Origin of the sequence: Streptomyces sp. NPDC048270, assembly GCF_040652335.1 — a bacterium.
Taxonomy (GTDB): Bacteria; Actinomycetota; Actinomycetes; order Streptomycetales; family Streptomycetaceae; genus Streptomyces.
Genome location: NZ_JBEZLV010000012.1, coordinates 66,569 through 84,641, shown reverse-complemented (window position 1 = coordinate 84,641; position 18,073 = coordinate 66,569). Strand labels below are relative to the sequence as shown.

The 18,073-nt window shown below is 69.2% G+C and carries 19 protein-coding genes; 17 read left to right on the top strand and 2 right to left on the bottom strand.

Annotated elements, in window-relative coordinates:
* Positions 1-103: 103 nt before the first annotated feature.
* From secY to glmM, 15 genes are all read left to right on the top strand, one after another.
* Positions 104-1,417 (top strand): preprotein translocase subunit SecY, encoded by a 1,314-nt coding sequence (secY, locus tag AB0D66_RS13570; protein ID WP_362301420.1) that lies wholly within the window; start codon positions 104-106, stop codon positions 1,415-1,417.
* Positions 1,417-2,064, top strand: a complete 648-nt coding sequence (locus AB0D66_RS13565; protein ID WP_362301417.1) for an adenylate kinase — start codon at positions 1,417-1,419, stop codon at positions 2,062-2,064. The genes secY and AB0D66_RS13565 overlap by 1 nt, the downstream gene beginning before the upstream one ends.
* A 93-nt stretch (positions 2,065-2,157) precedes the next feature.
* Positions 2,158-3,009: a type I methionyl aminopeptidase gene (gene map, locus AB0D66_RS13560; protein WP_069921528.1), complete on the top strand. Its 852-nt coding sequence runs from the start codon at positions 2,158-2,160 to the stop codon at positions 3,007-3,009.
* A 138-nt stretch (positions 3,010-3,147) separates the two neighbouring features.
* Positions 3,148-3,369, top strand: a complete 222-nt coding sequence (gene infA / locus AB0D66_RS13555) for a translation initiation factor IF-1 (protein ID WP_003956442.1) — start codon at positions 3,148-3,150, stop codon at positions 3,367-3,369.
* A 73-nt stretch (positions 3,370-3,442) separates the two neighbouring features.
* Positions 3,443-3,556, top strand: a complete 114-nt coding sequence (gene rpmJ / locus AB0D66_RS13550) for a 50S ribosomal protein L36 (RefSeq protein WP_003956441.1) — start codon at positions 3,443-3,445, stop codon at positions 3,554-3,556.
* 198 nt (positions 3,557-3,754) lie between these two features.
* The gene (gene rpsM / locus AB0D66_RS13545) at positions 3,755-4,135 is read left to right on the top strand and encodes a 30S ribosomal protein S13 (RefSeq protein ID WP_007265919.1); all 381 of its coding nucleotides are present in this window, start codon (positions 3,755-3,757) and stop codon (positions 4,133-4,135) included.
* 54 nt (positions 4,136-4,189) lie between these two features.
* Positions 4,190-4,594 (top strand): 30S ribosomal protein S11, encoded by a 405-nt coding sequence (gene rpsK, locus AB0D66_RS13540; protein WP_003956432.1) that lies wholly within the window; start codon positions 4,190-4,192, stop codon positions 4,592-4,594.
* 150 nt (positions 4,595-4,744) lie between these two features.
* Positions 4,745-5,767, top strand: a complete 1,023-nt coding sequence (locus AB0D66_RS13535) for a DNA-directed RNA polymerase subunit alpha (protein ID WP_008739666.1) — start codon at positions 4,745-4,747, stop codon at positions 5,765-5,767.
* Positions 5,768-5,871: 104 nt separating this feature from the next.
* On the top strand, positions 5,872-6,336 hold the full coding sequence (gene rplQ, locus AB0D66_RS13530; protein ID WP_069921530.1) for a 50S ribosomal protein L17: 465 nt from the start codon (positions 5,872-5,874) through the stop codon (positions 6,334-6,336).
* Positions 6,337-6,452: 116 nt separating this feature from the next.
* Positions 6,453-7,304, top strand: a complete 852-nt coding sequence (truA, locus tag AB0D66_RS13525; protein ID WP_362301410.1) for a tRNA pseudouridine(38-40) synthase TruA — start codon at positions 6,453-6,455, stop codon at positions 7,302-7,304.
* A gap of 33 nt (positions 7,305-7,337) precedes the next feature.
* Entirely contained in the window at positions 7,338-8,966 is a 1,629-nt protein-coding gene (locus tag AB0D66_RS13520) for an ATP-binding cassette domain-containing protein (RefSeq protein WP_362301408.1), read from the top strand.
* Positions 8,967-9,033: 67 nt separating this feature from the next.
* Positions 9,034-10,290, top strand: coding sequence for a glycosyltransferase family 87 protein (locus AB0D66_RS13515; RefSeq protein ID WP_362301406.1), 1,257 nt, complete (start codon positions 9,034-9,036; stop codon positions 10,288-10,290).
* Positions 10,291-10,522: 232 nt separating this feature from the next.
* Positions 10,523-10,966, top strand: a complete 444-nt coding sequence (gene rplM / locus AB0D66_RS13510) for a 50S ribosomal protein L13 (RefSeq protein ID WP_136213237.1) — start codon at positions 10,523-10,525, stop codon at positions 10,964-10,966.
* Positions 10,967-11,008: 42 nt separating this feature from the next.
* Positions 11,009-11,530 carry a 30S ribosomal protein S9 gene (rpsI, locus tag AB0D66_RS13505; protein ID WP_361753958.1) on the top strand — a complete coding sequence of 174 codons (522 nt, stop codon included), beginning with the start codon at positions 11,009-11,011 and terminating at the stop codon, positions 11,528-11,530.
* 136 nt (positions 11,531-11,666) lie between these two features.
* The gene (gene glmM / locus AB0D66_RS13500) at positions 11,667-13,025 is read left to right on the top strand and encodes a phosphoglucosamine mutase (RefSeq protein WP_362301401.1); all 1,359 of its coding nucleotides are present in this window, start codon (positions 11,667-11,669) and stop codon (positions 13,023-13,025) included.
* A 12-nt stretch (positions 13,026-13,037) separates the two neighbouring features.
* Here the strand turns inward: glmM and AB0D66_RS13495 are convergent, their stop codons facing one another.
* Both AB0D66_RS13495 and coaA read right to left on the bottom strand, forming a co-directional pair.
* On the bottom strand, positions 13,038-14,000 hold the full coding sequence (locus tag AB0D66_RS13495) for a DUF389 domain-containing protein (RefSeq protein WP_362301398.1): 963 nt from the start codon (positions 13,998-14,000) through the stop codon (positions 13,038-13,040).
* Between the two features lie 25 nt (positions 14,001-14,025).
* Positions 14,026-15,003 (bottom strand): type I pantothenate kinase, encoded by a 978-nt coding sequence (coaA, locus tag AB0D66_RS13490; protein WP_362301592.1) that lies wholly within the window; start codon positions 15,001-15,003, stop codon positions 14,026-14,028.
* 286 nt (positions 15,004-15,289) lie between these two features.
* Here coaA and AB0D66_RS13485 point away from each other — a divergent pair, with 286 nt between their 5' ends.
* A complete protein-coding gene (locus tag AB0D66_RS13485) occupies positions 15,290-16,057 on the top strand; it encodes a hypothetical protein (RefSeq protein WP_362301396.1) in 768 nt (255 codons plus the stop codon).
* A gap of 111 nt (positions 16,058-16,168) precedes the next feature.
* Positions 16,169-18,016, top strand: coding sequence for a glutamine--fructose-6-phosphate transaminase (isomerizing) (glmS, locus tag AB0D66_RS13480; RefSeq protein ID WP_362301393.1), 1,848 nt, complete (start codon positions 16,169-16,171; stop codon positions 18,014-18,016).
* Positions 18,017-18,073 lie beyond the last annotated feature (57 nt).

Sequence of the window (18,073 nt, the reverse complement as noted above, 5' to 3'; positions counted from 1 at the left end):
GCGCACTCGCCGGTAAGGTGGCGTGCACCTTTGCTTTGTCGTATTCGTCGATCCCTCAGACCGTCACCTCTGACGCAGTAGCGCGGGGGTCGCAGGAGGCACCGTGCTCACCGCGTTCGCCCGGGCGTTCAAGACGCCCGACCTGCGCAAGAAGCTGCTCTTCACGCTCGGCATCATCGTGCTGTTCCGGCTCGGGTCCCACATCCCGGTACCCGGCGTGAGCTACAAGAACGTCCAGATCTGTGTCGACCAGGCAGGCAGCAGCAACGGGCTGTTCGGTCTCGTCAACATGTTCAGCGGCGGTGCGCTGCTGCAGATCACGATCTTCGCGCTCGGCATCATGCCGTACATCACGGCGAGCATCATCCTGCAGCTGCTGACCGTGGTCATCCCGAAGCTGGAGACCCTCAAGAAAGAGGGCCAGTCCGGCACGGCGAAGATCACTCAGTACACGCGCTATCTGACGGTCGCGCTCGCGATCCTGCAGGGCACGGGCCTCGTCGCCACCGCCCGCACCGGTGCCCTCTTCCAGGGCTGCCAGGTCGCCAGTCAGATCGTCCCCAACCGTTCGATCTTCACCACCGTCGTCATGGTGATCACCATGACCGCCGGTACCTGTGTCGTCATGTGGCTCGGCGAGCTCATCACCGACCGCGGCATCGGCAACGGCATGTCGATCCTGATGTTCATCTCGATCGCCGCCGGCTTCATCGGCGCCCTCTGGCAGATCAAGCTCCAGGGCAAGATCGCCGACGGCTGGGTCGAGTTCGGCGTCGTGATGCTCGTCGGCCTCGCGATGGTCGGTCTGGTGGTCTTCGTCGAGCAGGCGCAGCGCCGGATCCCGGTCCAGTACGCGAAGCGCATGATCGGCCGACGCGCGTACGGCGGCACCTCGACGTACATCCCGCTCAAGGTGAACCAGGCGGGCATCATCCCCGTCATCTTCGCCTCGTCGCTGCTGTACATCCCTGCACTGGTCGTGCAGTTCAGCGGTTCCACCGCCGGCTGGGCGACGTGGATCCAGAAGCACTTCGTCAAGGGCGACCACCCGTACTACATCGCCGTCTACTTCCTCCTGATCGTCTTCTTCGCGTTCTTCTACGTGGCGATCTCGTTCAACCCCGAGGAAGTTGCAGACAACATGAAGAAGTATGGTGGGTTCATCCCGGGTATTCGTGCCGGTCGACCTACCGCCGAGTACCTGAGCTACGTGCTCAACCGGATCACTTGGCCGGGGTCGCTGTACCTGGGTCTCATCGCTCTTGTGCCGACGATGGCGTTGGCCGGCTTCGGAGCGAACCAGAACTTCCCGTTCGGCGGGACGAGCATCCTGATCATCGTGGGTGTGGGTCTGGAAACCGTGAAGCAGATCGAGAGCCAGCTCCAGCAGCGTAATTACGAAGGGTTCCTCCGCTGATGCGAATCGTCCTCGTCGGACCGCCCGGTGCGGGCAAGGGAACGCAGGCCGCGTTCCTTGCCAAGAACCTGTCGATCCCGCACATCTCCACGGGCGACCTGTTCCGGGCAAACATCAGCCAGGGCACCGCGCTGGGCAAGCAGGCGAAGGCGTTCATGGACGCCGGCGACCTGGTGCCCGACGAGGTCACCATCGCCATGGCCAAGGACCGCATGGAGCAGCCGGACGCCGCGAACGGCTTCCTGCTCGACGGCTTCCCGCGCAACGTGTCGCAGGCCGAGGCCCTCGACGAGATGCTCAAGACGGCGGGCATGAAGCTCGACGCCGTCCTCGACCTGGAGGTCGAGGAGGACGAGGTGGTCAAGCGCATCGCCGGCCGCCGGATCTGCCGCAACGACTCCTCGCACGTGTTCCACGTGGCGTACGCCCGGCCGAAGGCCGAGGGCGTCTGCGACAAGTGCGGCGGCGAGCTGTACCAGCGCGGGGACGACTCCGAGGCCACGGTCCGCAACCGGCTGGAGGTCTACCACACGCAGACCGAGCCGATCATCGACTACTACAAGGGCCAGGGCCTGCTCGTGACCATCCCGGCCCTCGGTGAGGTCGCGGACGTGACGAAGCGCGCGATGGATGCGCTGAACAAGTAGTCACCCTTTGTGTGCAGGTACGGCCGCGGTGTCCCCAGGGCATCGCGGCCGTACTGTTGAGAAGACCCGTACCGAGGCTGGAAGGCTTTTTTCATGGTCCAGATCAAGACCCCCGAGCAGATCGCGAAGATGCGCGAGGCAGGGCTGGTCGTCGCCGCGATCCACGCTGCGACCCGTGAGGCGGCCGTTCCGGGCGCCACGACGCGGGATCTGGACATGGTGGCCCGCAAGGTGATCGCGGACGCCGGTGCGAAGTCGAACTTCCTCGGCTACGGAGGCTTCCCGGCGACCATCTGCACCTCGGTGAACGAGGTCGTCGTCCACGGCATCCCGGACGACAAGACCGTCCTCAAGGACGGCGACATCATCTCGATCGACGCCGGCGCGATCGTCGACGGCTGGCACGGCGACGCGGCCTACACCGCCTTCGTGGGCACTGGGCACGCCCCTGAGCTCGTGGAGCTCTCCCGGGTGACCGAGGAGTCCATGTGGGCCGGTATCGCCGCCATGAAGCTCGGCAACCGGCTCGTGGACATCTCGAAGGCGATCGAGACCTACATCAAGCGCCAGCCGCGGCCGTCCACCGGTGAGCACAGCCTCGGCAAGTTCGGGATCATCGAGGACTACGGCGGGCACGGCATCGGGTCCGAGATGCACATGGACCCCCACCTGCTGAACTACGTCTCGCGCAAGCGGGGCAAGGGGATCAAGCTCGTACCGGGCGTCTGCCTGGCCATCGAGCCGATGGTCTCCCTGGGCACTGCCCAGACCGAGGTCCTGGCGGACGACTGGACGGTCATCACCACGGACGGCACGTGGTCCTCCCACTGGGAGCACTCCATCGCGCTGACCGAGGCCGGCCCCATCGTGCTGACCAGCCCGGACTGCGGCAAGGCCAAACTGGCGGAGTACGGGGTCACCACGGCCCCGGACCCCCTCGGTTAATGATCTACACTCTGGGGCAAACTTTCCGGATTCGTCTTTCTGGGAGCCCTGACGTAGACTGACTCGTCGGCTCTCGTGCACTTCCATGCCTGCATGGCGCACGGAGCTGATCAAGGTAGCCGATTCGAAGGGCGAAGCGTGGCCAAGAAGCAAGGTGCCATCGAAATCGAGGGCACCGTGATCGAGTCCCTCCCGAACGCGATGTTCAAGGTGGAACTGCAGAACGGTCACAAGGTCCTCGCGCACATCAGCGGCAAGATGCGCATGCACTACATCCGCATCCTCCCGGATGACCGGGTCGTCGTGGAGCTGTCTCCGTACGACCTCACGCGTGGCCGGATCGTCTACCGATACAAGTAGATCTTGTCCTCACTCCTGCCTGGGCATCCGTCCCGGTGCGGGTGGTGGCACTGACCCGGAGAACCTCACCAACATGAAGGTCAAGCCGAGCGTCAAGAAGATCTGCGACAAGTGCAAGGTGATCCGCCGTCACGGTCGGGTCATGGTCATCTGCGACAACCTGCGCCACAAGCAGCGCCAGGGCTGACGCACGCCGACCGACCTGCCTTCCGCAGTTCTTCGCGCGACGTAAGAAAACGTACATACGCAGAACCCGCCCAGCCCTGAGAGGGGCCGGCGGTACCTCCGGCGGGGGCCGGGGACCCGGACGTACCATCACCCACTTCGGGTGGTCGGCGGTCGGGAGTGGTTCTGCGGAAGACCCCCGAACACACAGGAGCCATTTGTGGCACGCGTTTCCGGTGTTGACATCCCGCGCGAAAAGCGTGTGGAGATCGCACTCACCTACGTCTTCGGTATCGGGCGCACCCGGTCCAAGGAGATCCTCGCCTCCACCGGCGTGAACCCGAACACCCGCGTTCGTGACCTGGCCGAAGAGGACCTCGTCAAGATCCGCGAGTACGTGGACGCCAACCTCCGTACCGAGGGTGACCTCCGCCGCGAGATCCAGGGCGACATTCGCCGCAAGATCGAGATCCAGTGCTACCAGGGCATCCGCCACCGTCGTGGCCTGCCGGTGCACGGTCAGCGCACCAGCACGAACGCGCGTACCCGCAAGGGCCCGCGTCGCGCGATCGCCGGTAAGAAGAAGCCGGGCAAGAAGTAGTCCTGTTCAGCGGTCTTGCGCTGTAGGACCGACCACCTCCCGTAGGAGATTTAGATGCCCCCCAAGGGTCGTCAGGGCGCTGCCAAGAAGGTGCGCCGCAAGGAAAAGAAGAACGTCGCTCACGGGCACGCCCACATCAAGAGCACGTTCAACAACACGATCGTCTCGATCACGGACCCCTCGGGCAACGTGATCTCCTGGGCCTCCGCCGGCCACGTCGGCTTCAAGGGCTCGCGCAAGTCCACCCCCTTCGCCGCGCAGATGGCCGCCGAGTCGGCCGCCCGCCGCGCGCAGGAGCACGGCATGCGCAAGGTCGACGTCTTCGTCAAGGGTCCCGGCTCCGGCCGTGAGACCGCGATCCGCTCCCTCCAGGCCACCGGCCTCGAGGTCGGCTCGATCCAGGACGTCACCCCCACCCCGCACAACGGCTGCCGCCCGCCGAAGCGCCGCCGCGTCTGACGCAGCGGACGCACCTGTGCGTTCTTGAGTGTCCGGGCGGTACGTCCCCTTCGGGGGCCGTGCCGCCCGTACCCTTGCAGTAGCCGTACTCCGGTACGGCGTCCCGTCGGGCGTCAAATAGTGGGCGTCCACGAATGAAGGAACACAGACATGCTTATCGCTCAGCGTCCTTCGCTGACCGAAGAGGTCGTCGACGAGTACCGCTCGCGGTTCGTGATCGAGCCGCTGGAGCCGGGCTTCGGCTACACCCTCGGCAACTCCCTGCGCCGTACGCTCCTGTCCTCGATCCCGGGTGCCGCTGTCACCAGCATCCGCGTGGACGGCGTCCTGCACGAGTTCACCACCGTGCCGGGCGTCAAGGAAGACGTCACCGACATCATCCTCAACATCAAGCAGCTGGTCGTCTCCTCGGAGCACGACGAGCCGGTCGTGATGTACCTGCGCAAGCAGGGTCCCGGCCTGGTCACCGCTGCCGACATCGCGCCCCCGGCCGGTGTCGAGGTGCACAACCCGGACCTGGTCCTCGCCACGCTCAACGGCAAGGGCAAGCTGGAGATGGAGCTGACCGTCGAGCGCGGTCGCGGCTATGTCTCCGCCGTCCAGAACAAGCAGCTGGGCCAGGAGATCGGCCGTATCCCGATCGACTCCATCTACAGCCCGGTCCTCAAGGTCACCTACAAGGTCGAGGCGACCCGAGTCGAGCAGCGCACCGACTTCGACAAGCTGATCGTCGACGTCGAGACCAAGCAGGCCATGCGCCCGCGCGACGCCATGGCGTCCGCCGGCAAGACCCTGGTCGAGCTGTTCGGTCTGGCCCGCGAGCTCAACATCGACGCCGAGGGCATCGACATGGGCCCGTCCCCGACGGACGCCGCCCTGGCCGCCGACCTGGCGCTGCCGATCGAGGAGCTCGAGCTCACGGTCCGCTCGTACAACTGCCTCAAGCGCGAGGGCATCCACTCCGTGGGTGAGCTCGTCGCCCGCTCCGAGGCCGACCTGCTCGACATCCGCAACTTCGGTGCGAAGTCGATCGACGAGGTCAAGGCGAAGCTGGCCGGCATGGGCCTGGCGCTCAAGGACAGCCCGCCCGGATTCGACCCGACCGCCGCCGCCGACGCCTTCGGCGCCGACGACGACGCGGACGCCGGTTTCGTCGAGACCGAGCAGTACTGAGAAAGCTTGTGGGGGGCTCGCGCCCCCCACACCCCCTCTCGCGACCGCTTGAGGGAACTGACTCCGGTACCTGACACGGCCGGTGCAGATTTGAAGGAGTAACAATGCCGCGTCCCGCAAAGGGTGCCCGCCTGGGCGGCTCCGCCGCGCACGAGAAGCACCTCCTCGCGAACCTCGCGAAGGCGCTCTTCGAGCACGGCCGCATCACCACCACCGAGGCCAAGGCCCGTCGCCTGCGTCCCTACGCCGAGCGTCTGGTCACCAAGGCCAAGAAGGGCGACATCCACAACCGTCGCCTGGTGCTGCAGACGATCACGGACAAGAGCATCGTGCACACGCTGTTCACCGAGATCGCCCCGCGCTACGAGAACCGCCCCGGTGGTTACACGCGCATCACCAAGATCGGCAACCGTCGTGGCGACAACGCCCCGATGGCGGTCATCGAGCTGGTCGAGGCCCTGACGGTCGCCCAGCAGGCCACTGGTGAGGCCGAGGCCGCCACCAAGCGCGCGGTGAAGGAGGCGGAGGCCACCGAGGCTCCCGCCGCCGAGGAGACCAAGGAGGCCTGATCCCTTCCGGGATCACGCTGAATGGCTCTGAACGGGCCCGCCCCCTTCCGGGGCGGGCCCGTTCTGTCTTTCCTGACGCTTCTTGAGCTTCTTGAGCTTCTGAGAGGATCGGTCACGTGAGTGACGAGGTGGAGCCCGGGCACGTCCGGGTGCGGCTGGACCTGTCGTACGACGGCAAGGACTTTTCCGGCTGGGCGAAGCAGCGCGTGCTGCGGACCGTGCAGGGCGAGCTGGAGAGCGCGCTGCAGACCGTGATGAGGCTGCGCGAGCCCGTCGAGCTGACCGTCGCCGGACGCACCGACGCGGGCGTGCACGCCCGCGGCCAGGTCGCGCAGTTCGACCTGGCCGAAGAGGTGTGGGCCGAGCACCACGACAAGCTGCTGCGCCGCCTCGCCGGGCGGCTGCCGCACGACGTCCGGGTGTGGAAGGTCGCCGAGGCCCCCGCGGGCTTCAACGCGCGCTTCTCGGCCATCTGGCGCCGCTACGCCTACCGGGTGGGCGACCACCAGGGCGGGGTGGACCCGCTGCGCCGCGGCCACGTGCTGTGGCACCAGTGGCCCCTCGACGTCGACGCCATGAACGAGGCCTCCGCCCCGCTGCTCGGCGAGCACGACTTCGCCGCCTACTGCAAGAAGCGCGAGGGCGCCACGACCATCCGCACGCTCCAGCAGCTCGGCTGGGAGCGCGGCGAGGACGGGATCGTCACCGCGACCGTGCGGGCCGACGCCTTCTGCCACAACATGGTCCGCTCGCTGGTCGGCGCCCTGCTGCACGTCGGCGACGGGCACCGGCCCACCGACTGGCCCGGCAAGGTGCTCGCGGCGGCCGTACGGGACTCGTCGGTGCACGTGGTCAAGCCGCACGGGCTGACCCTGGAGGAGGTCGGCTACCCGGCCGACGAGCTGCTGGCGGCCCGCAGCAGGGAAGCCCGGAACGTGCGGACCCTCCCGGGCGCCGGCTGCTGCTAATCCGTTTGGGCGGATCACGGCCGGACCGGGACAATGCGCGGCATGGGACATCTCGAAGCCAGCCACCTGGAGTACTACCTTCCCGACGGGCGGGTCCTGCTCCCCGACGTCTCCTTCCGGGTGGGGGAGGGGTCGGTGACGGCCCTGGTGGGGGCCAACGGGGCGGGCAAGACCACCCTGCTCAAGCTGATCTCCGGGGAGCTCCAGCCGCACGGCGGCGGGGTCACCATCAGCGGCGGGCTCGGCGTGATGTCGCAGTTCGTGGGCTCGGTGCGGGACGAGACGACCGTGCGGGACCTGCTGGTCTCGGTGTCCCAGCCGCGGATCCGGGAGGCCGCGAAGGCCGTGGACCGCGCGGAGCAGCTGATCCTCACGGTCGACGACGAGGCCGCCCAGATGGCGTACGCGCAGGCGCTCAGCGACTGGGCCGACGTGCAGGGCTACGAGGCGGAGACCCTGTGGGACGTCTGCACCATGGCCGCGCTGGCCATCCCGTACGACTCGGCGCAGTTCCGCGAGGTGCGCACGCTGTCGGGCGGTGAGCAGAAGCGGCTGGTGCTGGAGGCGCTGCTGCGCGGGCCCGACGAGGTGCTGCTGCTCGACGAGCCGGACAACTACCTCGACGTCCCGGGCAAGCGCTGGCTGGAGGAGCAGCTGAAGGCCACCCGCAAGACGGTGCTCTTCGTCAGCCACGACCGGGAACTGCTCACCCAGGCAGCAGAGAAGATCATCAGCCTGGAGGCGAGCCCGACGGGCAGCGACGTGTGGGTGCACGGCTCCGGCTTCGCGACGTACCACGAGGCCCGCAAGGAGCGCTTCGCGCGCTTCGAGGAGCTCAAGCGGCGCTGGGACGAGGAGCACGCCCGGCTCAGGGCCCTGGTGCTGCGGCTGCGCAACCAGGCGGCGTCCAGCCCCGACATGGCCTCGCGCTACCGGGCGATGCAGACCCGCTTCCAGAAGTTCGAGGAGGCCGGCCCGCCGCCGGAGCCGCCGCGCGAGCAGGACATCAAGATGCGCCTCAAGGGCGGGCGGACCGGCGTGCGCGCGCTGACCGTGGAGAACCTGGAGCTCACGGGGCTGATGAAGCCGTTCTCCCTGGAGGTCTTCTACGGGGAGCGGGTCGCGGTCCTCGGCTCGAACGGTTCGGGCAAGTCGCACTTCCTGCGCCTGCTGGCGGGCGAGGACGTCAAGCACACGGGCGCCTGGAAGCTGGGCGCACGGGTGGTTCCCGGCCATTTCGCGCAGACGCACGCGCACCCGGAGCTGTTCGGCCGCACCCTCGTCGACATCCTGTGGACGGAGGCGGCCAAGCCCCTGGGCCAGGCGATGGGGGCGCTGCGCCGCTACGAGCTGGAGCGCCAGGGCGAGCAGCCCTTCGAGAAGCTCTCGGGCGGCCAGCAGGCCCGCTTCCAGATCCTGCTGCTGGAGCTGGCCGGGACCACGGCGCTGCTCCTGGACGAGCCGACGGACAACCTGGACCTGGAGTCCGCGGAGGCCCTGCAGGACGGCCTGGAGTCGTACGACGGCACTGTGCTGTGCGTCACGCACGACCGCTGGTTCGCCCGCACATTCGACCGGTACCTGGTATTCGGTTCGGACGGTGTGGTGCGGGAGACTCAGGAGCCCGTCTGGGACGAACGTAGAGTCGAACGCAAGCGCTAGGGGGAGACCGCCCCCTCGGTCGGAGTGAGGGGGAGGCGTTGTGGGCCTGCGGCCTAGCATCTGGCTCATGAAGTGGGAGAACCACAGCTCCGGGAACCGGCTGGTGGACTGGCTGCTGCGGCCCGCGTCCCGGCCCTGGCAGCTCCTCTCCCTCGCGGTGGTCCTGGGGGTCTGCGTCTCCACGAGCCTGCGGGAGAACTGGGGCTCCGACAACGCCTTCGTGGTCAAGGCCGCACAGACGCTGCTGGCCGGCGGGTCCCCGTACGAGGACAAGCGCTTCCTGTACCTGCCGAGCGCGGTCCTCATGGCCGTTCCGGAGGCGCTGCTGCCGACGAACGTGCTGCGGTGGAGCCTGCCGGTGGCGATGTCCGGACTGCTGGGCATCGGCTGGCTGGCCGCGCTGCGGATGTTCTCGGTGCCGCTGCGCTCGCGCTTCGCGGTCGTCGGGTTCCCGGTGCTGGCCCTGGCCTACAAGCCGTACGTGAACCTCGTGCTGATCGGCAACTGGACGGCGATCTCGGCGGCCGCGCTGCCGGTGGCGCTGCTGCTCGCGCACCGGCGGCACTGGGGGGCGGCCGGGCTGGTGGTGGGGCTGGCGATCGCCTGCAAGCCGATGCTGGTGCCGGTCGGGCTGCTGTTCGTGCTGGCCCGGCGGTGGCGGGGGCTGGCCGCGGCCGTGCTGGTGCCGCTCGGGCTGTCGCTGGCGGGTGCGCTGCTGATGCCGAGCCCGTCGCTGTTCTTCACCAAGACCCTGCCGTTCCTGCTCCAGGGGCAGGACGCCTACGCGCTGCCGTGGGACGCCTCGCCGATCGCCGTGCTGCCGCGGCTGGGGGTGCCGGAGCCGCTGGCGGTGCTGGTGGCCTTCGCCGGAGCCGGGGCCGGACTGTGGGCCGCCTGGACGCGGTGGCGGCGTACGGAGGAGGAGGCGGACGGCGGAGCGCTGCGGCTCGTGGAGACGGCCTGCATGGTGATGCTCGCCGCATTCCTGGTCTCCCGGCCGTCTTTCGACCACTACCTGCTGGTGGTCCTGCCGCTGCTGCTGGCCTCGGCGGTGCGGCCGGGCTCGATGCCCCGCTCGCCCTGGTTCTGGCTGGCCCTGGCGCCCCAGGTGGCGCTGGTGCCGTGGCCCTCCGAGCTGGCCCACAAGCGGCGCGCCTTCAAGGACTGCGCCACCCTGTGCGGGCTCGCGATTCTGCTGGCGCGTCGTGCACTGCGCTCCGGCCGGGTTACTCTGGTGCCGGTAACAACTGCGGGGTCCCCACCCAGGACCGAACCGGAGTGCGCCGCGACGCCAGCAGAATCGGCATCGCGGACCGCGTTTTGACCCATACGGGTCTGCTTGGGTATCCTGCTGGTTTGTTATGCGTATTGGCTTGCTCATTCTCACGTGAAAGGGCCTTACGCCGGTCCACCGGGCCGATGACCAGCGGTTCACACGGGTTGCGTCCCCGATGTGGACGAGGGCTGTCGTGATCGTCCGTGGTGACCTGTCAGGACCCTTCCCGCGGGGCTTGCGCCCCTGGGGATACCACCACTGAAGAAGCGAAGGCATACGCGTGCGTACGTTCAGCCCCAAGCCCGGCGACATCTCGCGCCAGTGGCTCGTTATCGACGCCCAGGACGTTGTCCTCGGCCGTCTGGCGACCCAGGCCGCTGCCCTCCTCCGGGGCAAGCACAAGCCGACTTACGCCCCCCACATGGACATGGGCGACTTCGTCATCATCGTCAACGCCGACAAGGTTCACCTGTCCGGCAACAAGGCGTCCCAGAAGATGGCGTACCGCCACTCCGGCTTCCCGGGTGGTCTGCGTTCGGTGCGTTACGACGACCTCCTGGCGAACAACCCGGAGAAGGCCGTCGAGAAGGCCGTCAAGGGCATGCTCCCCAAGAACACCCTGGGCCGTCAGATGCTCTCGAAGCTGAAGGTCTACTCGGGCGACCAGCACCCCCACGCTGCCCAGCAGCCGGTGCCGTTCGAGATCACCCAGGTCGCGCAGTAGTTCCGGCCACCCCCTAAGACGTAGAAAATTCTGAGGAGCATCGTGGCCGAGACCACCGCCGAGACGACCCCCGTCGACGAGTTCGAGGGCAACGTCGAGGAGTACACCAGCGAGTCCGAGGCCGTAGTCGAGGGCGACTACACCTCCGAGTCCCTTGCCGGTCGCTTCGGCGACCCCCAGCCGGCCGCCGGCCTGGGCCGTCGCAAGAACGCCATCGCCCGCGTCCGGATCGTTCCGGGCACCGGCAAGTGGAAGATCAACGGTCGCACCCTTGAGGACTACTTCCCCAACAAGGTGCACCAGCAGGAAGTGAACGAGCCGTTCAAGCTCCTCGAGCTGGACAACCGCTACGACATCATCGCCCGCATCGCGGGTGGCGGCGTCTCCGGCCAGGCCGGCGCCCTGCGCCTCGGTGTGGCCCGTGCGCTGAACGAGGCGGACGTGGACAACAACCGCCCGGCGCTGAAGAAGGCCGGCTTCCTCTCCCGCGACGACCGTGCGGTCGAGCGCAAGAAGGCCGGTCTCAAGAAGGCCCGTAAGGCTCCGCAGTACAGCAAGCGTTAATCTGCGCCTGCTGTTCTGCAACGAAACCGCCCCGGCAGCACTCTCCGTGCTGCCGGGGCGGTTCGTTTACCGCCACAAGCGGCAAATACCTGTCACAAGCGGTCACAAAGCGATGCAGAAACTCGGGAGGACAACAGTGGGACGACTCTTCGGGACGGACGGTGTACGCGGCGTTGCCAACGCGGATCTGACGGCGGAGCTCGCGCTCGGCCTCTCCGTGGCGGCTGCCCACGTACTGGGTGAGGCGGGTACCTTCGCGGGCCACCGGCCGACCGCAGTGGTCGGGCGCGACCCCCGGGCCTCGGGCGAATTCCTCGAGGCGGCCGTCGTGGCCGGCCTCGCGAGCGCGGGCGTGGACGTCCTGCGCGTCGGTGTGCTGCCCACCCCGGCGGTGGCGTATCTCACCGGTGCGCTGGGTGCCGACCTCGGCGTGATGCTCTCCGCCAGCCACAACGCGATGCCGGACAACGGCATCAAGTTCTTCGCCCGGGGCGGCCACAAGCTCGCCGACGAGCTGGAGGACCGCATCGAGTCCGTCTACGAGGAGCACCGCACCGGCGCCCCCTGGGACCGGCCCACCGGCTCCGGCGTCGGCCGGATCTCGGACTACACCGAGGGCTTCGAGAAGTACACCGCCCACCTCATCGGGGTGCTCCCCAACCGCCTCGACGGCCTGAAGATCGTCTTGGACGAGGCGCACGGCGCGGCCGCGTACGTGTCGCCCGAGGCCTTCGCCCGGGCCGGCGCGGAGATCGTCACGATCGGCGCCGAGCCCGACGGCCTGAACATCAACGACGGCTGCGGATCCACCCACCTCGGCCTGCTCAAGGCCGCAGTCGTCGAGCACGGCGCCGACTTCGGCATCGCGCACGACGGTGACGCCGACCGCTGCCTGGCCGTGGACGGCACCGGCGCGGAGGTCGACGGCGACCAGATCCTCGCCGTGCTGGCGCTGGCCATGCGCGAGGCCGGGCAGCTGCGCGGCAACACCGTGGTCGGCACCGTGATGTCCAACCTGGGCTTCAAGCTGGCCATGGAGGCCGAGGGCATCCAGGTCGTGCAGACCGGTGTCGGCGACCGGTACGTCCTGGAGTCGATGAAGGAGCACGGCTACGCCCTGGGCGGCGAGCAGTCCGGCCACGTGATCATCCTCGACCACGCGACGACCGGCGACGGCACGCTGACCGGGCTGCTGCTGGCGGCGCGGGTCGCGGCCACCGGCACGTCGCTTGCCGAGCTGGCCGGCGTCATGCAGCGCCTGCCGCAGGTGCTGGTCAACGTTCCCGACGTGGACAAGTCCCGCGTCGCGACCTCCGGCGAGCTGGCCGCGGCGGTGGCCGACGCCGAGCGCGAGCTGGGCGCCACCGGACGGGTGCTGCTCCGTCCGTCCGGTACGGAGCCGCTCGTACGGGTGATGGTGGAAGCCGCCGACATCGAGCAGGCCCGCTCGGTCGCCGGCCGGCTCGCGGACGTCGTGAAGTCGGCGCTGGGCTAGGCCCCCTGTCGTTCAGAGGCCGGTGGCGGAGCCCTTGGCCTGGCGGACCCAGCGCCCCCGCTGGGTCCGCCACAGTGCTTTCTGCCCGTACAGGGTCAGGATCCCGGCCAGCATGATGCCGCCCAGGTTCAGCAGCAGCTGCTCCGCCGAGCCCCACATCTGGGCGAACTCGCCGTAGCCGAGCGCGACGGCGGCGTTCGCGGCGGCCGGGACGGTGGTCACCGAGATCGCCACGCCGACCAGCGCCCCCGACTTCGCGGAGGTCAGCGACAGCACCCCGGCCACGCCCGCCAGCAGCGAGACCACGAAGGAGAACGGGTCCGGCTGCCAGATGAAGCCGGTGTTCGGGCGCGGCCGGTCCAGCATCCCCGGCTCGAACTGCCCGATCGCGTCCATGCCCAGGGTGAACAGGGTGGTGGCCGCGATGGCCGCCGCGAAGCCGATGAGGAGCGCGCCCAGGGACCGCAGGGCGAGTCGCGGCCCGCGCTGGACCACGCCGACGCAGACCCCGGCCAGGGGGCCGAACTCCGGGCCGACCGCCATGGCGCCCACGATCAGGATCGCGTTGTCGAGCACCACGCCACAGGCCGCGATCATGGTCGCGAGGATCATGAACGCGCAGTAGGTGATGGTGAGCGTGGACTCCTCGTGGGTGGCCTCGGTCAGCTGCTCCCACAGCACCGCGTCGGCCGCCTCGCCCGGGGCCTCCTCCTCGGCCTCGTCGGCCCGCTGCGACAGGGACAGGTCGATGTTCTCGACGGCGATGGCACCGAGCCGGTCGATCTCCAGCTCGCGGAGCTCCTGGATCAGCTCGTCCCCGGCCTCGCGGGCCACGTCGCACAGGACGAGGTCCCCCTCCGGGTCGCGCGCGGCTCCCCGCAGCACGACCAGGTGCGTGGTCCCGACCGTCTTCTCGACGACCGCCACGACCGCGTCCGTCCGGTCGGACGGGCTGATGATCCGCAGGTGCAGCATGGCCACACCCTAAGCCGGGAGCGGGTCAGAGCTTGCGGAGACTCAGCTTCTGCACCTTGTGGTCCGGCCCCTTGCGCACGACCAGGGTGGCCCGGCCGCGGGTGGGGGCCACGTTCTCCAGCAGGTTGGGCCTGTTGATGGTCCGCCACATCGTCTGCGCGTACTCCATGGCCTCCTCCTCGGAGACCTGGGTGTACTTGCGGAAGTAGGAGAAGGGGTTCTGGAAGGCGGTCTCGCGCAGCTTGCGGAACCGGTTGAGGTACCAGCGCTCGATGTCCTCGGGGCGCGCGTCCACGTACACGCTGAAGTCGAAGTAGTCGGCGAGGCCCACCCGGGTCCGGCCGTCCTTGCCGGGCAGGGCCGGCTGGAGCACGTTGAGGCCCTCGACGATGAGGATGTCCGGGCGGCGTACGACGAGCTCCTCGCCGGGCACGATGTCGTAGATCAGGTGCGAGTAGACCGGGGCCCGGACCTCGTCCTTGCCGGCCTTGATGTCGGCCACGAACCGGGTGAGCGCACGGCGGTCGTAGGACTCGGGGAAGCCCTTGCGGGAGGTGAGCCCGCGCCGCTGGAGCTCCTTCATCGGGTAGAGGAAGCCGTCGGTGGTGACCAGCTCCACGCGCGGGTGCTCGGGCCAGCGCGCGAGCAGGGCCTGGAGCAGACGGGCCACGGTGGACTTGCCCACGGCGACCGAACCGGCGACCCCTATGACGAAGGGGGTGCCCTGCTGGGCGCCGTGCCCGTTGCCCGCGTCGCCGAGGAAGGTGTTGAGGGTGCCGCGCAGGTTGCTGGTGGCGCCCACGTACAGGTTCAGGAGGCGGGACAGCGGCAGGTAGACGTCGCGGACCTCGTCGAGGTCGATGACGTCGCCCAGGCCCCGCAGCCGCTCGACCTCCTCGGCGGTGAGCGGCAGCGGGGTCCGCTCGCGCAGGGCGCTCCACTCGGCGCGGGTGAGGTCGAGGTACGGAGAGGCGTCGGGGGCCCGGCGGTGGGCGGGACGCACGGGGTTCCCGTCCGGGCCGGTGCGCTCCGTCGCGCTGTCCGGCGTGCTGCTTCGTGGCGGCGAAGTGATCACACCGCCATTGTCGGGGCTCCGGCTCGGTTATGGGTGGTGTGGTCGGTCACGTAGTGGTCCGCTTCGCCCCGGTTGCCCCCGCGGTCGATACCGATTCGAGAGCCTGCGGGTCTCATGGCGGTCACGATCCGGGGCCGGGGCGCATCGTGGCGAACCGGTGTTCGTACGAGCCAGTAGATTGCTGCTTCTTGATCGTCTCAGGGGGAGTTCTCTCGTGCGTACCGCTTTCGTCCGTCGTACCGTCCTGACCGCCTCCGCGGTGTCCCTGGCCGTGCTGGCCACCGCCTGCGGGTCCTCCGAGGGCAAGAAGGAGGACGCCAAGCCGTCCGCCGGCGCGGCCACCTCCGCCGCGCCCGCCGCGAAGGCGAAGACGGACGCCGAGCTGGCCGGCCTGCTCGTGGCCCAGGCCGACCTGCCCGCGCACGTGGTCAAGCCGGCCACCCCGGCCGAGGCCGCCGCCGCGGCCGGTGCCACCAGCGACAAGCCCGAGTGCCTGCCGCTGGTCAAGGCGCAGTCCATGGCTCCGGTCGGCTCCGCCGGCGGCACCGCGCGCACGAAGGCCGTCGCCAAGCCCAAGGAGCCCGCGGCTGACGCCAGCCCCGAGGAGAAGCTGAAGGCCGCGATGGACGCCCTGGGCGGAACCGCCACCGCCGTCACCCTCTCCTCGTACGACGGCAAGGGCGCCGAGGAGGCCTTCGGCCTGCTGAAGGCCGCCGGCACGGCCTGCGCCGGCGGCTACACCGGCACCCAGGACGGCGAGTCGCTCAAGATCCAGAAGGTGGCTCCGGGCGCCTCCGTCACCGCCGGCGACGAGGCGCTGGCCTACACGGTGGTGGGCGACGCGGACGGCGAGAAGCTCACGATGGAGCTCGTGGTCGTGCGCAAGGGCAACGCCCTCACGACCTTCTCCGCCATCAGCATGACCGGGACCGCCGAGCAGCCGAAGGCCGTCGTCGACGCGCAGGTCAAGAAGCTCGGCTGAGGCCCCTTCCGCGGTACTGGCGTCAACCCCGCTCCGGCACATTCGCCGGGGCGGGGTTTCGTCTTGTTCAGGTACGGGGCAGGAGCTCAACTTCGGCGTACGCTGCGGCCTATGTGCGGAATTGTGGGTTACGTGGGAGCGCAGTCGGCGCTCGATGTGGTCATCGCCGGACTCAAGCGACTGGAGTACCGCGGCTACGACTCTGCGGGGGTCGCCGTGCTCTCCGACGGGGAGCTGACCGCCGTCAAGAAGGCGGGCAAGCTCGTCAACCTGGAGAAGGAGCTGGTCGGCAACCCGCTGCCGGCCGGGTCCACGGGCCTGGGGCACACCCGGTGGGCCACCCACGGCGGGCCGACCGACGCCAATGCCCATCCCCACCTGGACAACTCCGGCCGGGTGGCGGTCGTCCACAACGGCATCATCGAGAACTTCGCCCTGCTGCGCGCCGAACTCGCCGAGCGCGGCCACCGGCTGGAGTCCGAGACGGACACCGAGGTGGTGGCGCACCTGCTCGCCGAGGAGTACGCGGCCGGCGGGGACCTGGCGGCGGCGATGCGGCGGGTGTGCGGCCGGCTGGAGGGCGCCTTCACCCTGGTCGCCGTGCACGCCGACGCGCCGGAGGTGGTCGTGGGCGCGCGCCGGAACTCGCCCCTGGTGGTGGGCGTGGGGGAGGGGGAGAACTTCCTCGCCTCCGACGTGGCCGCGTTCATCGCCCACACCCGGTCCGCGATCGAGCTGGGCCAGGACCAGGTCGTCGAGCTGCGCCGGGACGGGGTCACGGTCACCAACTTCGACGGTTCGGCCGCGACCGTGCGGGCGTACCACGTGGACTGGGACGCCTCGGCCGCCGAGAAGGGGGGCTACGACTACTTCATGCTCAAGGAGATCGCGGAGCAGCCGAAGGCCGTCGCGGACACCCTCCTGGGCAGGATCGACGCGAGCGGTTCGCTGACCCTGGACGAGGTGCGCATCCCGGCCTCGGTGCTCAGGGAGGTCGACAAGGTCGTGATCGTGGCCTGCGGCACGGCGTACCACGCGGGCATGATCGCGAAGCTGGCCATCGAGCACTGGACGCGCATCCCGTGCGAGACGGAGCTGGCGAGCGAGTTCCGCTACCGCGACCCGATCCTGGACCAGCGGACGCTGGTGGTCGCGATCTCGCAGTCCGGGGAGACCATGGACACCCTGATGGCGCTGCGGCACGCGCGCGAGCAGGGCGCCAAGGTGCTGGCCATCTGCAATACGAACGGGTCCACCATCCCGCGGGAGTCGGACGCCGTGCTCTACACGCACGCGGGCCCCGAGGTCGCGGTCGCCTCCACGAAGGCCTTCCTGACGCAGCTCGTGGCCTGCTACCTCGTGGCGCTGTACCTCGGGCAGGTGCGCGGCACCAAGTGGGGTGACGAGATCCAGGCGGTGATCCGGGAGCTGTCCGACATCGCCGCGGCGGTGGACACCGTACTGGAGACGATGGAGCCGGTACGGGCGCTCGCGCGGTCCCTCGCCGACAAGGACACCGTGCTCTTCCTGGGCCGGCACGTGGGCTACCCGGTGGCCCTGGAGGGCGCGCTCAAGCTCAAGGAGCTGGCGTACATGCACGCCGAGGGCTTCGCGGCGGGCGAGCTCAAGCACGGGCCGATCGCGCTGATCGAGGAGGACCTGCCGGTGGTGGTGGTCGTGCCGTCGCCGCGCGGGCGGTCGGTGCTGCACGACAAGATCGTGTCGAACATCCAGGAGATCCGGGCGCGCGGGGCGCGGACCATCGTCATCGCGGAGGAGGGCGACGAGGCGGTCGTACCGTACGCCGACCACCTGATCCGGATCCCGGCCACGCCGACGCTGCTCCAGCCGCTGGTGGCGACGGTGCCGTTGCAGGTCTTCGCGTGCGAGTTGGCGACCGCGCGGGGGAACGAGGTGGACCAGCCGCGTAACCTCGCGAAGTCGGTGACGGTGGAATGAGCGGGGCGAACGGAGCCGGTCGCCGATGACGGGGCGCGGTGTGACGGTCGAGTGAGC